This is a genomic window from Microbacterium sp. CBA3102 (assembly GCF_007954505.1).
GTDB lineage: Bacteria > Actinomycetota > Actinomycetes > Actinomycetales > Microbacteriaceae > Microbacterium > Microbacterium aurugineum.
The window spans coordinates 3,341,322-3,361,635 of the sequence record NZ_CP042412.1; the positions used below are offsets into that span (position 1 = coordinate 3,341,322).

The following is a 20,314-nucleotide window of genomic DNA, read 5'->3' on the forward strand; positions in this document are numbered from 1 at the left end:
GTCATTCACTCTCTGTCTGAGTCTCGGTCGTGGGAGCCGCGGAACGTCGTGCGTCCAATCGAGCCCCTCCGATGGTCGCATACGCCCACATGCCGCCGAAAATCAGGACGACCAGCAGGATCGCCGGCACGAAGAACGCCGACAGGGCGACGAGGGCCTGGACGACCCATCCGGCGGTGAGTGCCCACGGCTTCGTGATCATGCCGGCGATGAGGATGCACACGAGCGCGAGGACTGCCCCGCCGACGATCCCCCACCACTGCTCGATGCCCTCGGGAAGCTGTCGCAGCCCGAAGATCGTGAGCCCGACCAGGAACACCACGATCGCCTCGAACCCCAGCACGACGGGCGCGAGCTTCTGCACGAGGGTGCGCGGCGGCCGAGGCGAGCGCGCGGCAGGCGCATTGGCGGTCATGCGCGCCACCCCGACTTCCAGTCCTCTTCCTCGGCCAGGGCGATCGCCTCGCCGGCGAGTACGACGGAACCGGCGATGATCACGGCACGACGATCGGAGGATGCGGCCCACTCCCGGGCGGCGTCGGCGGCATCGGCGAGCGAGTCATGCACGGTCGCGCGCTGTCCGGTCTGCTCGACGAGGTCGGCGATCGCATCCGCGTCGCTCGCGCGTTCGGACTCCGGAGCCGTGGCGAACACGTGCGCGGCCCGTGGTGCCAGCTCCGCGACGATGCCCGCGGCGTCCTTGTCGGCGAGTACGCCGAGCACCAGACCCCACTCATCGAAGTCGAAGCTGTCGTCCAGAGCCTGCGCGAGCGCCTTGGCACCGTGCGGGTTGTGGGCGGCATCGACGATCACGGTCGGCGCGATGCCGAGCAGCTGCAACCGGCCGGGCGACGTCGTGCCCTGCAGGCCGTCAGAGATGATGTCCGGGGCGATCGCCTGAGACGCACCGCCGATCAGCGATTCCACGGCGGCGACGGCGAGTGCGGCGTTGTGACCCTGGTGAGCGCCGTACAGCGGGAGGTACTCCTCGGCGTATTCCCCGGCCAGTCCCCGGACGCTGAGCAGCTGTCCCCCGACCGCGAGCTTCTGCTCGGTGAGGCCGAACTCCTCACCCTCGAACGCGATGGTCGCGTTGCGCTCGGCCGCCACTCGGCGCAGGACCTCGGCGGCCTCCGGGGGCTGCTGCGCGGATACGACCGCGGCACCTTCCTTGATGATGCCGGCCTTGGTCTGCGCGATCTCCGCGATCGTCCCGCCCAGGCGGTCCGCGTGGTCGATGTCGATCGGCGCGAACACCGCGACGTCGCCGTCTGCCGTGTTCGTGGAATCCCACTCACCGCCCATGCCCACCTCGAGCACCAGCACGTCGACGGGAGCATCCGCCACCGCGACGAAGGCCAGCACCGTGAGCAGCTCGAAGAACGTCAGCGGCGCGTCTCCCGCGGCCTCGAACTCGGCGTCCACGATGTCGACGAACGGCTCGATCTCGTCCCACGCATCCGCCACCGCCTCGTCGGAGATCGGCTCTCCGTCGATCATGATCCGCTCCGTGAAGCGCTCGAGGTGCGGGCTGGTGAACAGACCCGTCCGCAAGCCGTGCGCGCGGAGGAGGCTCTCGATCATCCGTGCCGTCGACGTCTTGCCGTTCGTGCCGGTGAGGTGCACCACGCGATAGGTGCGCTGCGGGTCGTCGAGGAAGGCGAGGATGCGCGCGGTGCGCTCCTTGCGAGGCTGCACCCACCGCTCGCCCGCCCTGCTCAGCAGCGCGTCGTAGACGGCATCCGCCCGTTCCCTGTCACTCATGCGCCTGCTCCGATCCTGGTGACGGCGATCGTGAAGTCGCCACGGTTGGCGTAGGTCCCGCTCGGGATGTCCGCCGTGAACTCGGCCGCGGGGAGCACGGCGTCGTCACGGTGAAGCGCGTGCTCCAACGCGAGGGTCTCCCCCGCGACATCGGCGACCTCGAAGGCGGCTGCCACCGCATCCGCGTCCTCGGCACTCGCGAAACGCAGTTCCAGTCGGATGCGGTCGCTGACGTCGAAGTCCGCGTTCTTGCGGGTCTCCTGCACGGCGCGGATGACGTCGCGGGCCAGTCCTTCGGCCTCGAGGTCGGGCGTCGTCTGCGTGTCGAGCAGGACGAACCCTCCGCTCGGGACGATCGCGAGTGCTTCGCCGTCGGGACGACCCGTCGTCTCGAGCACGAGCTCGTACTCCGCCGGCTCCAGCGCGATGCCGCCGGCGATGACCACGCCGTCCACCTCGTTCCAGTCGCCCGAGCGTGCGGCCTGGATCGCCTTCTGCACGTCCTTGCCGAGGCGCGGACCGGCCGCGCGAGCGTTCACACTCAGTCGGTGGTCGATGCCGTACTCGACCGCGGTCGTGTCCGTGAGCGGCACGACCTCGACGGACTTGACGTTGAGCTCCTCGCGGAGGATGTCCTCGAACTGCCCGAGCGCCCCCGCGAGCGGCGACACGACGGTGAGACGCGCGAGCGGCAGACGCACGCGGAGCTTCTCCTTCTTGCGCAGGGCGTTGCCGACGCTGGAGAGTTCGCGGACCGCATCCATCGCGTCGCGGATCTCGTCCGCGGCCGGGTACTGCGCGTCGTCGGGCCAGTCGGTCAGGTGCACGCTGCGTCCGCCGGTGAGCCCCTGCCACACGCGCTCGCTGACGAGCGGCACGAGGGGTGCCGCCACGCGGGTGAGCGTCTCGAGCACGGTGTAGAGCGTGTCGAAGGCCTCACGGCTCTTCGGATCGTCCGTGACGCCGGTCCAGAAGCGATCACGGGAGCGACGGATGTACCAGTTCGTCAGCACCTCGGCGAAGTCACGCAGACGCGCAGAGGCCGTGGTCGAGTCGAGACCCTCCAGATCCGCACGCACCTCGCGGACCAGATCGCCGAGCCTGGCGAGGATGTAGCGGTCGAGGACATCCGAGGAGTCCGTGCGCCAGGACGCCTCGTACCCGTCGGCGCCGGAGGCGTTGGCGTAGGTCGCGAAGAAGTACCACGAGTTCCACAGCGGCAACAGGAACTCGCGGACGCCCGAGCGGATGCCCTCCTCGGTGACCGCGAGGTTTCCGCCTCGCAGCACCGAGCTCGACATCAGGAACCAGCGCATCGCGTCGGAGCCGTCGCGGTCGAGCACCTCGGACACGTCCGGGTAGTTGCGCAGCGACTTCGACATCTTGTAGCCGTCGCTGCCGAGCACGATGCCGTGGCAGCTGACACCCGTGAACGCCGGGCGGTCGAACAGCGCGGTCGAGAGCACGTGCATGACGTAGAACCAGCCGCGGGTCTGGCCGATGTACTCCACGATGAAGTCCGCCGGTGAGTGCGAGTCGAACCACTCCTGGTTCTCGAACGGATAGTGCACCTGCGCGTACGGCATCGATCCCGAGTCGAACCACACGTCGAAGACGTCCTCGATACGGCGCATCGTGCTCTTGCCCGTCGGGTCGTCCGGATTCGGACGCGTCAGGTCGTCGATGTAGGGGCGGTGCAGGTCGATCTCGCCCTCGGGGTTGCGCGGCAGCGTCCCGAAGTCCCGTTCGAGATCTTCCAGGGATCCATAAGCGTCGACGCGCGGGTACTCCGGGTCATCGCTCTTCCAGATCGGGATCGGAGAGCCCCAGTAGCGGTTGCGGCTGATCGACCAGTCGCGGGCGCCCTCGAGCCACTTGCCGAACTGTCCGTGCTTGACGTTCTCGGGCACCCAGGTGATCTGCTCGTTGTTCGCGAGCAGGTCGTCCTTGATGTCGGTCACCCGGATGAACCAGCTCGACACGGCCTTGTAGATCAGGGGGTTCCGGCAGCGCCAGCAGTGCGGGTACGAGTGCTCGTAGCTCTGGAGCCGGATGAGGCGGCCGTGCTCCCGGATCAGGCGCACCAGCGGCGTGTTCGCCTCCATCCACAACTGACCCGCGACATCGGTGACGTTCGGGAGGAACCGGCCACCGTCGTCCAGCGAGAGGATCGTGGGGATGCCGGCAGCGCCCGCGACCCGCTGGTCGTCTTCACCGTAGGCCGGAGCCTGGTGGACGATGCCCGTGCCGTCGCTCACGGTGACGTAGTCGTCGACCAGGATCCGCCAGGCGTTCTCGGTGCCGTAGGTCTCGGCGTCGGCGTAGTAGTCGAAGAGGCGGTCGTACGTGACGTCCTGCAACTGCGCGCCACGCACGGTCGCGTCCACCGCGGCGAGCGCGTCCTCGGTGCTCTCGTAGCCGAGGTCCTTTGCATAGCCGCCGAGGAGGGCACGGGCGAGGAGGTAGCGATGTGCGGAGGACTCGATGGCGGCATCCTCGGTCCCCGCCGTCTGATGGACGTCGGCGGCTCCTGCCGGCCCCGCGGGGAGCACCACGTACTCGATGTCGGGACCGACGGCGAGCGCGAGGTTGGTCGGCAGGGTCCAGGGCGTGGTCGTCCAGGCGAGGGCACGGACGCCCGTGAGCCCGAGCGCCTCGGCCTTGGCTCCTGTGAGCGGGAAGGTCACCGTGACGGACGGGTCCTGGCGCATCTGGTACACGTCGTCGTCCATGCGCAGCTCATGGGCGCTGAGCGGCGTCTCGTCTCGCCAGCAGTACGGCAGGACGCGGTATCCCTCGTACGCGAGGCCCTTGTCGTACAGGGTCTTGAACGCCCAGAGCACGCTCTCCATGTACCCGAGGTCGAGCGTCTTGTAGCCGCGGTCGAAGTCGACCCAGCGCGCCTGGCGGGTGACGTAGTCCTGCCACTCGCGCGTGTACGTGAGCACCGAGTCCTTCGCCTTCGCGTTGAAGACGTCGATGCCCATGTCCTCGATCTCCGACTTCTCGGTGATGCCGAGCTGCTTCATGGCCTCGAGCTCGGCCGGCAGACCGTGGGTGTCCCATCCGAAGACCCGATCGACCTTGTGGCCGGTCATGGTCTGGAAGCGCGGGAAGACGTCCTTGGCGTAGCCGGTCAGGAGGTGTCCGTAGTGCGGCAGGCCGTTCGCGAACGGCGGACCGTCGTAGAACACCCATTCCGGTGCGCCCTCACGCTGCTCGATCGAGGCGCGGAAGGTGTCGTCGGACTTCCAGAACGCGAGCACCTCTTCCTCGATCTGCGGGAAACGGGGGCTGGGCGCGACGGAGTCGGCGGCGGGGCCGAAGGAGGAACGGGGGTAGGTCATCGTGTCTCGCAGTGTTCGTCGTGGCGGATGCTCCTGCGAGGACGACCCTCACGGACCGCGGTACCACCTCGCGTGCCACGCCGTACGACGCGACCACTCTCACTGCGGCTGTGACGGGCCTGCCCCGCTCGGTTCTACTGAGCGCCGCCCGGGGGCCGCACCGTTCTTCCGAGAGCTCCCCGGTGATGGCCGGATCGATGCTCGTCCCTCCAGTGTACGCGGCATCCGACCTCCGACGCTGTCCGTGGCAGCACCTACCCTCGAAGGATGGCCCGCACCTCGGAATCACCGGCCCCGCCCCGCGTGACCGCTCCCGACCTCCCGTCCGTCCTCGAGCAGGCCGCCGCTGCGCGCAGTGCCGACATCCTGGGGTCGAGCCTCGACCTCACCGGCACCGTCGACCTCGCCTACGCGACGCTCGAACAGTGCGCCGTGAGGGCCGATGCCGACGCCGTCGATCTCACCGGAGCGACCGTCATCGACGTCGACATGTCGGGCGCGCGGATCGCCTCACTCCGCCTGCGTGACGCCGGAGTGCGGCGGATGCGGATCAGCGGAGGACGCATCGGCACACTCGACCTGAGCGAGGCGCGTATCTCGGAACTCGACCTGCGCGACGTGCGCATCGACTACCTGAACCTCGGCGCGTCGAAGGTCACCGACCTCGAGATCTCGGAGTGCACCATCCGCACGATCGACATGCCCCAGGCCGAGCTCACCCGCGTGCGATTCACCGCCACGTCGACCGAGGAGGTCGATTCCCGAGGCATGCGGGCGAAAGACCTCGATCTGCGCGGCCTCGACGCCGTCGCGTTCCTCGATGCCAACAGCCTCCGCGGGGCCACCCTCACCTCGTTCCAGGTGCAGCAGCTCGCGCCGGTGATCGCGGCGGGCATCGGCATCCAGATCAAGGACTGACGGCCGATCAACGACCGGCAGCGCCGCCGGCATCGAGCAGCTCCCGAGTGAACGGGTGCCGAGGCGTCGCGAACACCTCCGCGGTGGTGCCCTGCTCGACGATCCGCCCGTCCTGCATCACCAGCACCTCGTCTGCGACCGCTCCGACCACGTCGAGGTCGTGCGAGACGAAGATCATCGTCAGCTGCCGTTCCTGCTGCAACCGTGCGAGCACCCGCAGCACCCGCTCCCGCACCGACGGATCGAGCGCCGAGACGGGTTCGTCGAGCACGAGCACCTGCGGATCCGCGGCGAGCGCCCTCGCGATGGCCGCGCGTTGCCGCTGCCCGCCGGAGAGCGCGCTCGGACGCCGCTCGGCGAGTTCCGGTGCGAGATCGACCTCGGCGAGGAGCCCGGCTACGCGCGCCGGCCGCTGAGCGCGAGGCACTCCCCCCGCTTCCAGCGCCTCACGCAGCGAACGGCCGATCGTCCAGCGCGGGTCGAAAGCCCCGAGCGGATTCTGGTGCACGAGCTGCACCCTGCGCTCCGTGGTCCACTGCAGAGAGCCGGAGTCCGGTGCGTCGACGCCGACGATCATGCGGGCCAGCGTCGTCTTGCCCGACCCCGATTCGCCGACGACGCCGAGCGTCCGCCCGTCTTTCAGCGTGAACGAGGCGTCGATGACCGCAGGCACCGTGCCGAAGCTCCGTGACACCCCGTCCGCGATCAGCACCGGCGGCGAGTCGGCGGGGACCGAGGCTCGCGGTTCGTGGATCGTGGCCGTGAGGAGCTGCTTCGTGTACTCGTGCCGTGGATTCTCGAGCACCTCGGCCACCGGCCCGGACTCCACGATGACGCCGCCCCTCATCACCAGGACGCGGTCGGCGATCCGGCGGACGGCCGCGAAGTCATGACTGATGAACACGAGAGCTGTTCCGGCATCCGTGATCTCGCGCAGCAACCCGAGGATCCGCGCCTGCACGGTCGCGTCGAGAGCGGTCGTCGGCTCGTCCGCCACCAGCACGGCCGGAACCGCAGCGAGCGCGGAAGCGATGAGCGCGCGCTGCCGCAACCCGCCGGAGAGTTCGTGCGGGTGCTGGCGGGCACGGCGGTCGGGATCCGGCATCCACACCTTCCGCAGGAGATCCCGCACCCGAGCCGCCCGCGCCGCGCGTCCGCGGACGAGCCGATGAAGGAGCAGCGGCTCGGCGATCTCGGTCCCGATCCGTCGCAGAGGATCGAGAGAGACCAGTGCATCCTGGGAGACGAGGGCGATCCCGGCGCCGCGCACCGCACGCCACGCGTGCTCCGTGAGCCCGGCGGTGTCCGTGCCGTCCACGATGAGCTCATCCAGCGCGACGTCGGCCTCCGCGGGAGTCAGACCCAGCAGTGCGCGTGCCGTGAGGGACTTTCCCGCCCCGGACTCCCCCACGATCGCGATGCACTCTCCGCGGTCGACGGTGAAGGACACGTCGTCCACGACCGGCTCACCCTCGAAGGAGATGCGCAGACCCCGCACCTGCAGTGCAGCGCTCATGCCGTCCTCCCGTCTCCGCGCGCGCGGAGGATGCGCCCGACGACGGTCGCCGAGACGACGGTGAGGGTGATCGCGATGCCGGGGAAGACCGAGATCCACCATGCCTGCCCGAGCACGTTGCGGCCACCCGCCAGCATCAGCCCCCACTCCGGTGTCGGCTCGGACGGCCCGAGCCCGAGGAAGCTGAGCCCCGCCGCGGCGAGGATGCTCGACCCGATGCCGATCGTCGCCAGCACGCTCAGCGCCCCGAGCACACCGGGAGCGACGTGTCGCAGGAAGGCCGTCGCTCGCGGCACCCCGAGGATGCGCGCAGCCTCCACGTGCTCGGCGGCCCGGAGGGTCTGCGTCTGCACCCGTGCCAGTCGGATGTACACGGGAACCGCCGCCAGCGTCACCGCGATCGCGATGTTCACCGTCCCCGGGCCGAGCACCGCGACGACGACGAGCGCGACGAGGAATTCGGGAAAGGCCATCAGGATGTCGTTCACCCGCATCACGGTGGCGTCGACGCCCCGCGGCGCGACCCCCGCGAAGGCTCCGAGGAGCAGACCGACCGTGAGGGCGACGACGGTCGCGAGCAGTCCGATGCCGAGAGAGCGTCCGGCTCCGTACACGACCCGGGAGTAGACGTCGCGCCCGCTCTGGTCGGTGCCGAACAGGTGCTCCGTGCTCGGCGGGAGCAGGGCGGAGCGCACCTCCGTCTGGAGAGGGTCGTGGGTCGCGAGGGCAGCGGGCCAGAGCGCCGAGAACGCGATCACGGCGAGGACGGCGACGGCGGCCCACAGCAGCACGCGTTGCGCCCGCTTCATCGGGTGCCCCATCGGGTGCCTCGAGACGGAGCCGCCACCACCCGGGGATCGATCAGCGGATGCACGAGCTCGACGACGAGGTTCACCACGACGAACGCCAGGGCGCTCAGCAGAATGATGCCCGTGATGACGGGAAGATCGCGGTCGTTGATCGCGGCGAGCGTGACCCTGCCCAGACCCGGGCGCGCGAACACGGTCTCCACGAGCACGGCACCCCCGAGGACGGATCCCGTGAGGTACGCGGTCAGGGTGACGCCGGAAGCCGCGCCGTGTCTGAGCCCGTGCCGCAGCGTGAACCACGAAGGGCTCGCACCACGGGCCCGGACGGTCTCGGCGAACGGCATGCGCTCCGCCTGCACCAGTCCGTCGCGCAACACCTGGCTCAGCAGCGCGGCCACGGGAAGCGCCAGAGTGATCGCCGGCAGCACGAGGGTGGCGGGGTTACGGGCACCCGACACCGGGAACCAGCCCAGCCCGAAGGCGAAGACACTGAGCAGGACGAGCCCGATCCAGAACACCGGCGAGGAGAGGATGACCAGCTCGATACCGGCGGCGACCGTGCGTCCGACCTGCCCGCGGACGAACACCGCCACGGCGAGCGCGAGGACGACGGCGATCAGCAGCGCCAGCACGGACAGCTGCACCGTCGCACCGAGTTGACGCCCGATCACCTCCGTCACGGGCATCCGCAGCTGGTACGACTCCCCCAGGTCGCCCCGCGCGAGCTGACCGATGAAGCCGAGGTACTGCTCGAACGGTGGTCGATCGAGCCCGAGATCGGCCCTGATGCCGTCCTTGACCGCTTCACTCACCTGCGCCTGGGGTCCCAGCATCACCGACACCGGGTCTCCGGGGACCACCCGGAACGCGAGGAAGGCGACGGTCGCCGCACCCCACAGGACGAGCACGACGGAGGCGGCGAGGCCGGCGATGCGGACGAGAGCAGTCTTCACCACTCGTGCCCTCCGCTCAGCCGGTGGTTCAGCCGACCGTCACATCGTAGAACAGCGGCCGACCGTAGAGGTCGTACTGCAGGCCCTCGACGCGGTCGCCGACAGCCGTGATCGCCGAGGGGCTGTAGAGCGGCACGATGGCCGTGTACTCGGCGTTCCACTGCTGCAGCTGCGTGTACAGCTCATTGCGCTGATCCTGGTCGCTGGTCGCGACGGCCTGCTCCAGCAGTGCGTCGATCTGCGGGTCGCTCACCTGCGACGCGTTCTGGAATCCGTCGGTGTGCAGGTGGCTGCGCAGGAGATCAGGGTCGACGCCCGAGAAACCCCAGTCGGTGAGGTCGAAGGTCTTCGGCTCGTACTGCTCGTTGTACGCCCCGGGCTCGAGCACCTCGCGCTCGACCTCGAAGCCGATCCCCTTGAGATCGGACTGGATCGCGTTCGCGAGAGCGGCACGGTCATCCGGCACCGGGGTCCAGGCGATCCATCGCACCGAGAGCCGCTCGCCGTCCTTCATCCGGATGCCGTCGGTGTCGCGTGCGGTCCACCCGGCCTCGTCGAGGAGCGTGTTCGCGGCGTCCTGGTCGAACGGCCAGCTGCCCTCGAGCGACGCGTCGTAGCCCGGGGTCGTCGAACCGAGGATGCTCCATGCACGCGGGAACTGGCCGAAGTAGATCTCTTCCACGGCGGCGTCGATGTCGATGCCGCGAGCGAACGCCTGACGCACCTTCTCGTCGGCGAACACCCCGTACTTCTCGTTCAGGTAGAGCGAGTACGGCAGACCGGGATACTCGATCGAGTCGACCGTGATGCCGTCGCCGAGGTCTTTCGCGAGGTTCGGCGGGATGTTGCTGGCGAGGTCGGCCTCACCGCTCGTCACCACGCCGGTGCGGACGGCGGCCTCCGGCTGGATCTCCACGCGGAGCGTCTCGAACTTCGGGGCCTTCGTATCGTGCGGCCCCCACGCGTAGTCGTCGTTGCGGGTGTAGACGATCTCCTGATCCGGGGTGTACTCGGTGAGTTCGAACGGACCGGTGCCGACGGTGATGTCGGGCCCGCCCGCCTTCAGCTTGTCCGCCGAGGTCTCGAGGACGGCCGGCGAGTAGAAGCCCAGCTGCGGCGTGCTCGCGGCCTGCAGGAAGGGTGCGTACGGCTGCGTGAAGGTCACCGTCACCGTGTGCTCGTCGACGACTTCGGTGCCTTCGTAGAAGTCGGCGCCGAGCATGCTGGCCGCCTGCGCGGACGCGGTCTCGGGGTCGACGATGCGGTCGAAGTTCGCCTTGACCGCGGCGGCGTCGAACTTCTCACCGTCGGTGAAGGTCACGTCGTCGCGGAGAGTGAACGTGTACTCGGTGCTGTCGTCCGAGACGGTCCAGTCCTTCGCGAGCCAGGGTGAGAAGGATCCGTCGTCCTCCTGGAACACGAGCGAGTCGAGCACCGCCCGCTGCACCATGCCGGAGACGTCGAGCTGACTCACCTGCGGATCCATGTGCCCGGCCGAGAGGTTCGCCCCCTCGATGGACCAGACGAGCTCTCCGCCGTCCCCGTCGGAACCGGGGGTGGCGCAGGCGCTCAGCACCAGAGCGGTGGTGGCGGCGAGCGCGGCGAAGGGCAGCAGGCGGCGCGCGGGGTGTGCGGGCATGACGATTCCTCAGAAAGAGCGGGTCGGGGTGATCCCATCCTACGGCGAATTGTTGGACTGGGTCGATATGCCAGGTCGGCCGCTCTCCGGGACGCTCGGTAGACTGATCGGCACACCCACACTCAGGCACGCTCACACAGTGCCGCATACATCGTTCGAGGAGACCTTCCATGCCTGCATCCGAATCGACGCAGAACCAGATTCCCGACAAGCCCGTTCTCGAAGGCCTCGAAGCGAAGTGGGACTCCGCGTGGGCGGAGCAGGGGACGTACCTGTTCGACCGCCTGCGTGCGGCACAGGCCGGCCGTGAGGGCGTGTACTCGATCGACACCCCGCCGCCGACGGCCTCCGGCAGCCTGCACATCGGCCACGTGTTCTCGTACACCCACACCGACGTGAAGGCGCGATACGAGCGCATGCGCGGCAAGACCGTGTTCTACCCGATGGGCTGGGACGACAACGGCCTGCCCACCGAGCGCCGTGTGCAGAACTACTACGGCGTGCGCTGCGACCCGTCCCTCCCCTACACCCCGGACTTCGTCCCGCCGTTCGAGGGCGGCGACAACAAGTCGAGCCGTGCCGCCGACCAGCAGCCGATCAGCCGTCGCAACTTCATCGAGCTCTGCGAGCGCCTCACGATCGAGGATGAGAAGCAGTTCGAGGCGCTGTTCCGCCAGCTCGGTCTGAGCGTGGACTGGACGCAGACCTACCGCACGATCTCGGACGACACGATCCGTCAGAGCCAGCTCGCGTTCCTCCGCAACATCGAGCGCGGCGAGGCCTATCAGGCCCTGGCCCCGACCCTGTGGGACATCGACTTCCGCTCCGCGATCGCGCAGGCCGAGCTCGAGGACCGCGACCAGCAGGCGGCCTATCACACGATCGAGTTCCCTTTCGCCGACGGCTCGGGATCGATCGCCATCGACACCACCCGCCCGGAGCTGCTTCCCGCCTGCATCGCTCTCGTGACGCATCCGGAAGGGCCACACAAGCACCTCATCGGCACCAAGGTGAGGACGCCGTTCTTCGGTGCGGAGATCGAGATCCACGGTCATCACCTCGCCCAGCCCGACAAGGGCACCGGCGCGGCGATGGTCTGCACCTTCGGTGACGTCACCGACATCGTGTGGTGGCGCGAGCTGCGGACCACCGAGGACCAGCCGCTGCCGAACATGACCACGATCGGCCTCGATGGCCGCTTCCTGCCCGAAGCACCCTCCTCTGTCGCGAACAGCGACGCGATCGCCTGGTACGCCGAGGAGCTCGCGGGCAAGACCGTCTTCAGCGCGCGCAAGGCGATCGTCGAGAAGCTGCAGGCGACCGGCGACATGACCGCGGTCGGCAAGCCCTTCAACCACGCCGTGAAGTTCTTCGAGAAGGGCGACCGTCCGCTCGAGATCGTCTCCACGCGCCAGTGGTACATCCGCAACGGCGCCCGTGACGGCGAGCTGCGCGACAAGCTCCTCGCACACGGTCAGGAGCTGGCCTGGCACCCGGAGTTCATGCGGGTGCGCTACGAGAACTGGGTCGGTGGCCTGACCGGCGACTGGCTGGTGTCCCGTCAGCGCTTCTTCGGCGTGCCGATCCCCCTCTGGTACGCCCTCGACGAGAACGGGGAGCGCGACTACGACCGCGTGCTCACCCCGGATGCGGCGACGCTCCCGATCGACCCGACGACCGATGTGCCGGCGGGGTACACCGAGGACCAGCGCGGTGTGCCGGGCGGGTTCGAGGCCGAAGCGGACATCCTCGACACCTGGGCGACCTCGTCGCTCACGCCGCAGCTGGCCGGGGGCTGGCAGCGCGACGAGGAGCTCTGGCAGCTCACTGCGCCGTTCGATCTCCGCCCGCAGGGACAGGACATCATCCGCACCTGGCTCTTCTCCACGATGCTGCGTTCCACGCTCGAGGATGACCGGACGCCGTGGCGCAACGCCGCGATCTCCGGCTTCATCGTCGACCCCGACCGCAAGAAGATGTCGAAGTCGAAGGGGAACGTCGTCACACCCGCCGACGTGCTCGACGCCCACGGCTCGGACGCGGTGCGCTACTGGGCCGCATCGAGCCGCCTCGGCATGGACGCCGCCTTCGACCCGCAGAACCCCACGCAGGTGAAGATCGGCCGCCGTCTGGCGATCAAGGTGCTCAACGCCGCGAAGTTCGTGCTGTCGTTCCCCGTGCCGGAAGGCGCGCAGGTGACCCACGCGCTGGATGCGTCGATGCTGACCGCGCTCGACGACGTGGTCATCGAAGCCACGAAGGCCTTCGACCGGTATGACGCCGCGCGGGCCCTGGAGCTCACGGAGGCGTTCTTCTGGACGTTCTGCGACGACTACCTCGAGCTGGTCAAGGAGCGTGCCTACGACCAGACCGACGTGGGGCAGGCCTCCGCGGCACTCTCGCTGCGCCTTGCGCTGTCGACGCTGCTCCGTCTGCTCGCCCCGGTGCTCTCGTTCGCGACCGAAGAGTCCTGGTCGTGGTTCGAGGAGGGCTCGGTGCACACGGCCGCGTGGCCGACGCCCCTCGGCATCGACGGCGATCCGGCGGTCCTCGCCGCCGCGAGCGAGGCGCTGATCGGCATCCGTCGTGCGAAGACCGAAGCCAAGGCGTCGCAGAAGACCCCCGTTTCCCGCGCCGCGATCTCCGCGCCTTCCGTGAAGCTCGACGCACTCCGTGCAGCGGCGGATGACCTGCGTGCGGTCGGCCGCATCGCCGAGCTCGAGTTCAGCGAATCGGAGGAGTTCGCGGTGACGGCGATCGAGCTCGCCCCGGTCGAGGCGTCCTGATGCAGCTCGGTACGCGCTGGGCCGCAGGGTCGGAGGCTCCGGCCTCGGTGCCCGCCTCCTTACGTGCCGCCATCGCCGAGGTGGAGTCGAAAGGCTTCACGGGCCACTGGACGCTCACGTGGCTCGAGGGCCGCGCGATCGCAGAGCTCGATGCCGGCTGGGAGGTCTTCCAGGACCGCTCCGGCGAGATCATCGCGCGCCCCTTCGAGGACTGACGCGAGACCCCCGTGCAGCGCCGAGACCCCCTGCTGGCCGCGTAGGCAGCAGGGGGTCTCGGCATTCACCAGGGGCGTCGGCGCGTGTCCGGAACAGTCAGCGGCGGGGAGCCCCCAGCTGCGCGAGCAGGTGGTCCACCGCGCGGGGATCGTGTCGGCGCGCCTGCTGTTCGCGAAGGAGGTCGAGCGCGAGCACGCGCTTCTGTGCACGTCGGGCGATCCGGTGCTCGACGTAGACCGTGAGGCGGTCGGCCAGCTTCAGCAGCCCCCGCTCGGTCTGCGTCGGCGCCGTCAGGTGAAGTGTCGCACTGGTCATGATTCCTCCACAGCATCGTCGGTCGAACCCTGCACCGCGGTCGACGGCGTCGGCAGGTCGAAGAGTTCCGCGCGGAGCGATACCCGCCGCACGTCGGGTCCGGTCTGACCTCGGTAGCGCTCGATGGCACTCTCGACGATCGCCTCGAGCTCCTGCCGAAGGGACATCGCCTGGTCGGGAGTCATGTCGAGGTGGGTCGTGATCGTGATTCCCACCTCGCTCCAGGCCTCGGGCACCTCCGACTGCGGGCGGTTCAGGTACGACATCAACGTCTCGTGACGCAGGCGGAAGAACTCCGAGGTCACGATCTGTGCCGCCGCGCGGTTGGCCGGCGACGTCATGTCATCGGGCCCGGGCACGTCGATGCGCCCCTTGGGCCGCTCCCACCAGCGCTCCCGTGCGGTGCCCCGCCCCTCGACCTCGCGGATCAGGTCATGGGCGGCGAGAGCGCGGAGGTGATAACTCGTGGATCCGGAGGTCTCTCCGACGAGGGCCGCGAGTGAGCTGGCGGTCTGCGGGCCGCGTGAGGCGAGCAGGTCGAAGATCTTCACTCGGAGCGGATGCGCCAGAGCCTTCAGCGCACCGGCGTCGAGGGTGCGTACCTGCGTCTCGTTCGTCATGCATGCAAAGATACTCTTGCAAAGATTTCTTTGCAAGTATCTCTTTGCAAGGCTTCCTTGGCACTCCCGTCTAGGCGACGGCAGCACGGGCCGCGACGAACGCCGCGACACATCTCTCCACCTGCTCCGGCGTGTGCGCCGCCGAGAGCTGCACCCGTATCCGCGCCAGGTCGCGGGGGACGACCGGGAAGCTGAAGGCGGTGACGTAGACCCCCCGCTCCTGCATCTCGCGAGCGATCCGCGCTGTCTTCGCGGCATCCCCGAACATCACCGGGACGATCGGATGCTCACCGGGAAGCAGGTCGAATCCCTCGGCTTCCATCCGCTCGCGGAAGAGTGCCGCGTTGCTGCGCAGACGCGACCGGAGGTCTGCCGAGCCCTCCACGAGATCGAGTGCGGTCAGGGTCCCGGCGACGATCGCGGGCGCGAGCGTGTTCGAGAACAGGTACGGGCGCGAACGCTGACGCAGCAGCGCGACGATCTCCGCATGCGATGCGACGTAGCCGCCGGATGCTCCGCCCAGGGCCTTCCCGAATGTTCCGGTGTAGATGTCGACGCGGTCGGCGACCCCGCACAGCTCCGGCGTCCCCCGCCCGTTCTCGCCCACGAACCCGACGGCATGGGAGTCGTCCACGAACACCAGGGCGTCGTAGCGCTCGGCCAGGTCGCAGATCTCAGCGAGGGGTGCGATGTAGCCGTCCATCGAGAAGACCCCGTCGGTCACGATGACCCTGTGCCGCGCATCCGACGCCGCCCGCAGCTGCTCCTCGAGGTCGGCCAGGTCACGGTTGCGGTAGCGGAGCCTGCGCGCCTTCGAGAGCCGGATGCCGTCGATGATCGACGCGTGGTTGAGCTCGTCCGAGATGATGGCGTCCTCCGCGGAGAAGAGCGTCTCGAACACTCCCCCGTTCGCATCGAAGCACGACGAGTAGAGGATCGCTTCGTCCGTCCCGAGGAAGTCGGCGAGACGGCGTTCGAGCTCGAGATGCTGCTCCTGCGTACCGCAGATGAAGCGGACGCTCGCGAGCCCGTAGCCCCATTCCTGCAGTGCCCCGGTCGCCGCATCCAGGATGCGCGGGTCATCGGCGAGGCCGAGGTAGTTGTTCGCGCAGAAGTTCAGCACCTCCGCGCCGTCCGCCGTGATCTCGGCACTCTGGGGGCCGCGAATGCCGCGCTCATGCTTGGTGAGCCCGGCCTCCTCGATGGCCGCCAGCTCTCCCGCCACGTGGTCCTTGAAGGTTCCGTACATCACAACTCCGTCCAGTCGAGGATGATCTTGCCTGTTCCCGCTGACTCCGCCGCAGCGAAGCCTCTTCGCCAGTCGCGCACCGGGACGACGTCGGCGATCACACGTCCGATGGCATCGCGCAGGGTCGCGCTCGTCTGGAGCATCGCCCCCATCGCGTTCCAGGTCTCGAACATCTCGCGCCCGTAGATCCCCTTGATCGTGAGCATGTGGGTGACCAGCTTGCCCCAGTCGATCTCGAAGCCGCTGCTCGGCAGACCGAGCATGGCGATGCGCCCGCCGTGGTTCATGTTGTCGATCAGCGCCGGGAGCGCCGATGCCGCGCCGCTCATCTCGAATCCGATGTCGAAGCCTTCCCGCATGCCGAGGGCGTGCTGCGCGTCGCGGATGTCCCGCACCGAGACGTCGACGACCTCGTCGGCGCCCATCCGGCGTGCCATCTCCAGCCGCGGGGCGCTCACATCGGTCGCCGCGATGAAGCGGGCTCCGGCGTGCCGGGCGACGGCGATCGCCATGAGTCCGATCGGACCGCAGCCCGTCACCAGAACGTCTTCGCCGACGAGCGGGAAGGTCAGCGCCGTGTGGACGGCGTTCCCCAGCGGATCGAAGATCGCTCCGAGCTCCGGCGTCACATCGGCGTGATGCACCCAGACGTTCGCCGCGGGCAGCGCGAGGAACTCCGCGAAGGCGCCGTCCCGCTGCAGCCCGAGGCCGATCGTGCGGATGCACATCTGACGACGACCTGCTCGACAGTTGCGGCACGTGCCGCACACGATGTGCCCTTCTCCCGAGACGCGGTCCCCGACTGCGATGTCGTGCACCGAGGGTCCCACCTCAACGACCTCGCCGTAGAACTCATGGCCGGGGATCAGCGGGGCGGCGATCGCCGAGGCCGCCCAGTCGTCCCAGCGGAGGATGTGCAGGTCGGTGCCGCAGATCCCGGTGCGCAGGACCCGGATCACGACCTCATCGGGGCCGGCGGTCGGGTCCGGACGCTCGACGAGCTCGAGCCCGGCACCCGGTGCATCCTTGAACAGTGCCTTCATGCTTCCGATCCCACCGCATCCGACCATGTAGAGCAATCGCCATCGTCTGCAGTGATCATTTAGCAAATGCTAATGTTTTGCGGATGGAGCTCCATCAATTGCAGATCCTGCGCGAACTCGGCGCGCTCGGAAGCGTCACGGCCGTGGCCGACGCCCTCCGGGTCACCCCCTCCGCGGTCTCGCAGCAGCTCACGGCACTCCAGAGAGGCTTCCCCACACCCCTCACCAAGAAGCAGGGACGGACCCTCTCGCTCACTCCCGCGGGCGCGGTCCTCGCAGCGGCGGCGACCGAGGCGATCGATGCCATGGCCGCAGCCCGGCATGCCGTGGAGGAGTTCGAGGACTCCCCGACCGGAGTCGTCAGCGTCAGCGGATTCCACAGCGTGGGGCAAGCCCTGTTCGGACCGTTGTTGCGCGAGTTCACGGGCGACGCGTCCGCACCGAGCGTGCAGGTGACCGACGAGGATGTCGCACAGAGCGAGTTCCCCGCATTGACGGCGCGCTACGATCTCGTCCTGGCGCATCGCATGGAGCATTCGGCACCTTGGCCGACAGCGGGGATGCGAAGTCTGACGCTCGTACGCGAGCCCCTCGACGTCGCCGTGTCGAAGTCGCACCCGCTCTCCACCCGGTCGAGCCTCATGCCGACCGACGTCGCCGGCGAACGGTGGGTCACCAGCCGCATCGGCTACTCCCCCGACGATGTGCTCCGCGCCGTGTCCGCCGTCGCCAACCGGCCCGTCGAGATCCATCACCGCATCAACGACTACGGTGCCGTCTCCGCCGTGGTCGCCGCCGGCGGGGTGCTCGGGATGCTGCCGCGATACACGTCGCGCAGTGTGGACGACCGGGACATCGTGCGCATCCCGCTCGAAGGGGTGAGCACCCATCGGATGATCGACGTGCTCGCACGTCCGGAGAACCTGCGTCGACGCTCGGTCCGCACGGTCGTGGAAGCACTGCGGCGGGTGATGACGCGCCTGAGCGAAGACGGTTCCTGAGCCTGCGCAGGTCGATGGATAGGCTCGGAGGATGACCGACGCCACGAACCCGTTGCTGCAGCCGTCGCCCCTCCCGTACGGCCTCCCCGACTACCCGGCGATCCGGCCCGAGCACTATCTCCCGGCGTTCCAGGCGGGGTTCGACGAGCAGCTCCGCGAGATCCAGCGCATCACGATGGTCCGGTCGATGCCGACGTTCGAGAACACCGTGGAGGCTCTGGAGCGCTCCGGCGAGTTGCTCGACCGCGTCGCACACGTCTTCTACACCGTGAGCTCAGCAGACGCGACGCCGGAGATCCAGGAGATCGACGAGCAGCTCGCGCCGCTCATGGCCGCACACCAGGACGCGATCACGCTCGACGGCGCCCTGTACTGGCGGATACGGCAGGTGTACGAGCAGCGCGATGCTCTGGACCTCGACGCCGAGCAGCGGTATCTGGTGGAACGCCATCACCGGGAGATGACGCACGCGGGCGCGGGCCTGGATGACGAGGCCAAGACGCGGCTGACCGCGCTGAACCAGCGGCTGTCCACTTTGACCAACACCTTCGAGCGCAACCTGCTCAACGACACGAACGACCTCGCCGTCGTCTTCGACTCCGCGGCCGAGCTGGAGGGTCTGAGCAGCGGTGAGCTCTCGGCGGCCACACGTGCGGCGGCCGACCGGGGGCTGGAGGGGAAGTTCCTCATCACGCTTCCGCTCTTCACCGGGCACCCGGCGCTGGCCCAGCTGCGCGTGCGAGAGTCTCGACGTCGCATCATGGCGGCATCGCTCGCACGCGCTTCCCGAGGGAACGCGAACGACAACCGTGCCGTGCTGACCGAGATCGTGCGGCTGCGCGCGGAGCGAGCGGCTCTGCTGGGGTACGAGTCGCATGCCGCCTACGTCACCGCCGACGAGACGGCCGGTACTCCGGACGCTGTCGAGCAGATGCTGCGTCGCCTCGCCGGCCCCGCAGCGCGGAATGCGCGCGAAGAGCGGGCGGCGCTCCAGGCGATCGTCGACGAGACCGAGCCTGCCCCGTTCGCCGTCGAAGCCCACGACTGGGCGTTCTACACCGAGCGGGTCCGCACTGCGCGCTACGACATCGACTCCCGTGCCCTGCGCCCCTGGTTCGAAGCGGAGCGTGTCCTGCAGGACGGTGTCTTCTACGCGGCGACGCGGCTGTACGGCGTCACCTTCGCCGAGCGTGAGGATCTCGTCGCCTACCACCCGGGTGCGCGGGTCTTCGAGGTGCGCAACGCCGACGGCTCACCTGTCGGCCTCTACGTGCTCGACCTCTACACGCGTGACTCGAAGCGCGGCGGCGCCTGGATGAACGCGATCGTGAGTCAGTCGCGACTGCGCGGCACGGCTCCCGTCGTCGTCAACAACCTGAACGTGCCGCTGCCGGGTGACGGGGAGCCGACCCTGTTGACGCTCGACGAGGTGACGACGCTGTTCCACGAGTTCGGGCATGCCCTGCACGGACTCTTCGCGCGCGTGACGTACCCGCACTTCGCGGGGACGAACGTGTTCCGCGACTTCGTCGAGTTCCCGAGCCAGGTGAACGAGATGTGGATCCTGTGGCCGGAGGTCCTCGACAACTACGCGCGTCATCATGAGACCGGCGCCCCTCTGGATCCCGCGATCGTGGAGCGTCTGCGCGCCACCGAGACGTTCGACCAGGGGCACGCGACGAGCGAGTACCTGGCTGCTGCCTGGCTCGACCAAGCCTGGCACCGGCTGGGCACCGACGCGAAGGTCATCGACGTCGCCGCGTTCGAGGCTGCCGCGTTGGCCGACATCGGCCTCGATGACCCCGCGGTGCCGACGCGCTACTCCTCCACCTACTTCGCCCACGTGTTCTCCGGCGGATACAGCGCGGGCTACTACTCGTACATCTGGAGCGAGGTGCTCGACGCCGATACCGTCGAGTGGTTCCGCGACAACGGCGGTCTCACTCGCGGCAACGGCGATCGGTTCCGCGAGCGGCTGCTCGGTGTCGGGGGCTCGAAAGATCCTCTCGCCGCCTACCGTGACTTCCGTGGACGCGACGCCGAGATCGAACCGCTCCTGAAACGGCGGGGACTCAGCGACGGAATCGTGGGACGCTGACCGCTTTCGCCGCTTTCCCCTAAGCTGCGAAACCCGCGGG

General features: G+C 68.8%; 16 protein-coding genes. 5 read left to right on the forward strand and 11 right to left on the reverse strand.

Features of this window, described 5'->3' with window-relative positions:
- Nucleotide 1 precedes the first annotated feature (1 nt).
- Genes FGL91_RS16105 through ileS form a run of 3 tightly spaced genes read right to left on the reverse strand, consistent with a single transcriptional unit; the run spans nt 2 to nt 5,111 of the window.
- Nucleotides 2–415 (reverse strand): DUF4233 domain-containing protein, encoded by a 414-nt coding sequence (locus tag FGL91_RS16105; protein WP_227991679.1) that lies wholly within the window; start codon nt 413–415, stop codon nt 2–4.
- Nucleotides 412–1,764: a bifunctional folylpolyglutamate synthase/dihydrofolate synthase gene (locus FGL91_RS16110; RefSeq protein ID WP_131491231.1), complete on the reverse strand. Its 1,353-nt coding sequence runs from the start codon at nt 1,762–1,764 to the stop codon at nt 412–414. The genes FGL91_RS16105 and FGL91_RS16110 overlap by 4 nt, the downstream gene beginning before the upstream one ends.
- On the reverse strand, nt 1,761–5,111 hold the full coding sequence (ileS, locus tag FGL91_RS16115) for an isoleucine--tRNA ligase (protein WP_153244336.1): 3,351 nt from the start codon (nt 5,109–5,111) through the stop codon (nt 1,761–1,763). Before ileS ends, FGL91_RS16110 begins: the two co-directional genes overlap by 4 nt.
- 267 nt (nt 5,112–5,378) lie before the next feature.
- Here ileS and FGL91_RS16120 point away from each other — a divergent pair, with 267 nt between their 5' ends.
- Entirely contained in the window at nt 5,379–6,029 is a 651-nt protein-coding gene (locus FGL91_RS16120) for a pentapeptide repeat-containing protein (RefSeq protein ID WP_153244337.1), read from the forward strand.
- Nucleotides 6,030–6,036: 7 nt separating this feature from the next.
- On the opposite strand, the gene FGL91_RS16125 is transcribed toward FGL91_RS16120, so the two are convergent.
- The 4 genes from FGL91_RS16125 to FGL91_RS16140 are packed head-to-tail and all read right to left on the reverse strand — an operon-like array spanning nt 6,037 to nt 10,946.
- Nucleotides 6,037–7,545 (reverse strand): dipeptide ABC transporter ATP-binding protein, encoded by a 1,509-nt coding sequence (locus tag FGL91_RS16125; protein ID WP_153244338.1) that lies wholly within the window; start codon nt 7,543–7,545, stop codon nt 6,037–6,039.
- Nucleotides 7,542–8,354: an ABC transporter permease gene (locus FGL91_RS16130; protein ID WP_047524006.1), complete on the reverse strand. Its 813-nt coding sequence runs from the start codon at nt 8,352–8,354 to the stop codon at nt 7,542–7,544. Before FGL91_RS16130 ends, FGL91_RS16125 begins: the two co-directional genes overlap by 4 nt.
- Nucleotides 8,351–9,307, reverse strand: coding sequence for an ABC transporter permease (locus FGL91_RS16135; RefSeq protein WP_227991680.1), 957 nt, complete (start codon nt 9,305–9,307; stop codon nt 8,351–8,353). The genes FGL91_RS16130 and FGL91_RS16135 overlap by 4 nt, the downstream gene beginning before the upstream one ends.
- A gap of 28 nt (nt 9,308–9,335) precedes the next feature.
- Nucleotides 9,336–10,946, reverse strand: coding sequence for an ABC transporter substrate-binding protein (locus FGL91_RS16140; RefSeq protein ID WP_131491237.1), 1,611 nt, complete (start codon nt 10,944–10,946; stop codon nt 9,336–9,338).
- Between the two features lie 170 nt (nt 10,947–11,116).
- Between FGL91_RS16140 and valS the strand changes: the two genes are divergently transcribed.
- Both valS and FGL91_RS16150 read left to right on the forward strand, forming a co-directional pair.
- Nucleotides 11,117–13,732 (forward strand): valine--tRNA ligase, encoded by a 2,616-nt coding sequence (gene valS / locus FGL91_RS16145; protein ID WP_153244340.1) that lies wholly within the window; start codon nt 11,117–11,119, stop codon nt 13,730–13,732.
- Nucleotides 13,733–13,779: 47 nt separating this feature from the next.
- Entirely contained in the window at nt 13,780–13,947 is a 168-nt protein-coding gene (locus FGL91_RS16150; protein ID WP_416202652.1) for a hypothetical protein, read from the forward strand.
- Nucleotides 13,948–14,044: 97 nt separating this feature from the next.
- Here the strand turns inward: FGL91_RS16150 and FGL91_RS16155 are convergent, their stop codons facing one another.
- From FGL91_RS16155 to tdh, 4 genes are all read right to left on the reverse strand, one after another.
- Nucleotides 14,045–14,263, reverse strand: coding sequence for a hypothetical protein (locus FGL91_RS16155; protein ID WP_131491239.1), 219 nt, complete (start codon nt 14,261–14,263; stop codon nt 14,045–14,047).
- Nucleotides 14,260–14,883, reverse strand: a complete 624-nt coding sequence (locus FGL91_RS16160; RefSeq protein WP_131491240.1) for an ArsR/SmtB family transcription factor — start codon at nt 14,881–14,883, stop codon at nt 14,260–14,262. The genes FGL91_RS16155 and FGL91_RS16160 overlap by 4 nt, the downstream gene beginning before the upstream one ends.
- Nucleotides 14,884–14,953: 70 nt before the next feature.
- Nucleotides 14,954–16,132, reverse strand: a complete 1,179-nt coding sequence (locus FGL91_RS16165) for a glycine C-acetyltransferase (RefSeq protein ID WP_153244341.1) — start codon at nt 16,130–16,132, stop codon at nt 14,954–14,956.
- Nucleotides 16,132–17,175 (reverse strand): L-threonine 3-dehydrogenase, encoded by a 1,044-nt coding sequence (gene tdh, locus FGL91_RS16170; RefSeq protein WP_131491242.1) that lies wholly within the window; start codon nt 17,173–17,175, stop codon nt 16,132–16,134. The genes FGL91_RS16165 and tdh overlap by 1 nt, the downstream gene beginning before the upstream one ends.
- An 83-nt stretch (nt 17,176–17,258) precedes the next feature.
- Here tdh and FGL91_RS16175 point away from each other — a divergent pair, with 83 nt between their 5' ends.
- Nucleotides 17,259–18,176 (forward strand): LysR family transcriptional regulator, encoded by a 918-nt coding sequence (locus FGL91_RS16175; RefSeq protein ID WP_153244342.1) that lies wholly within the window; start codon nt 17,259–17,261, stop codon nt 18,174–18,176.
- 31 nt (nt 18,177–18,207) lie between these two features.
- Nucleotides 18,208–20,274 carry a M3 family metallopeptidase gene (locus FGL91_RS16180; RefSeq protein WP_131491244.1) on the forward strand — a complete coding sequence of 689 codons (2,067 nt, stop codon included), beginning with the start codon at nt 18,208–18,210 and terminating at the stop codon, nt 20,272–20,274.
- Nucleotides 20,275–20,314: the final 40 nt, after the last annotated feature.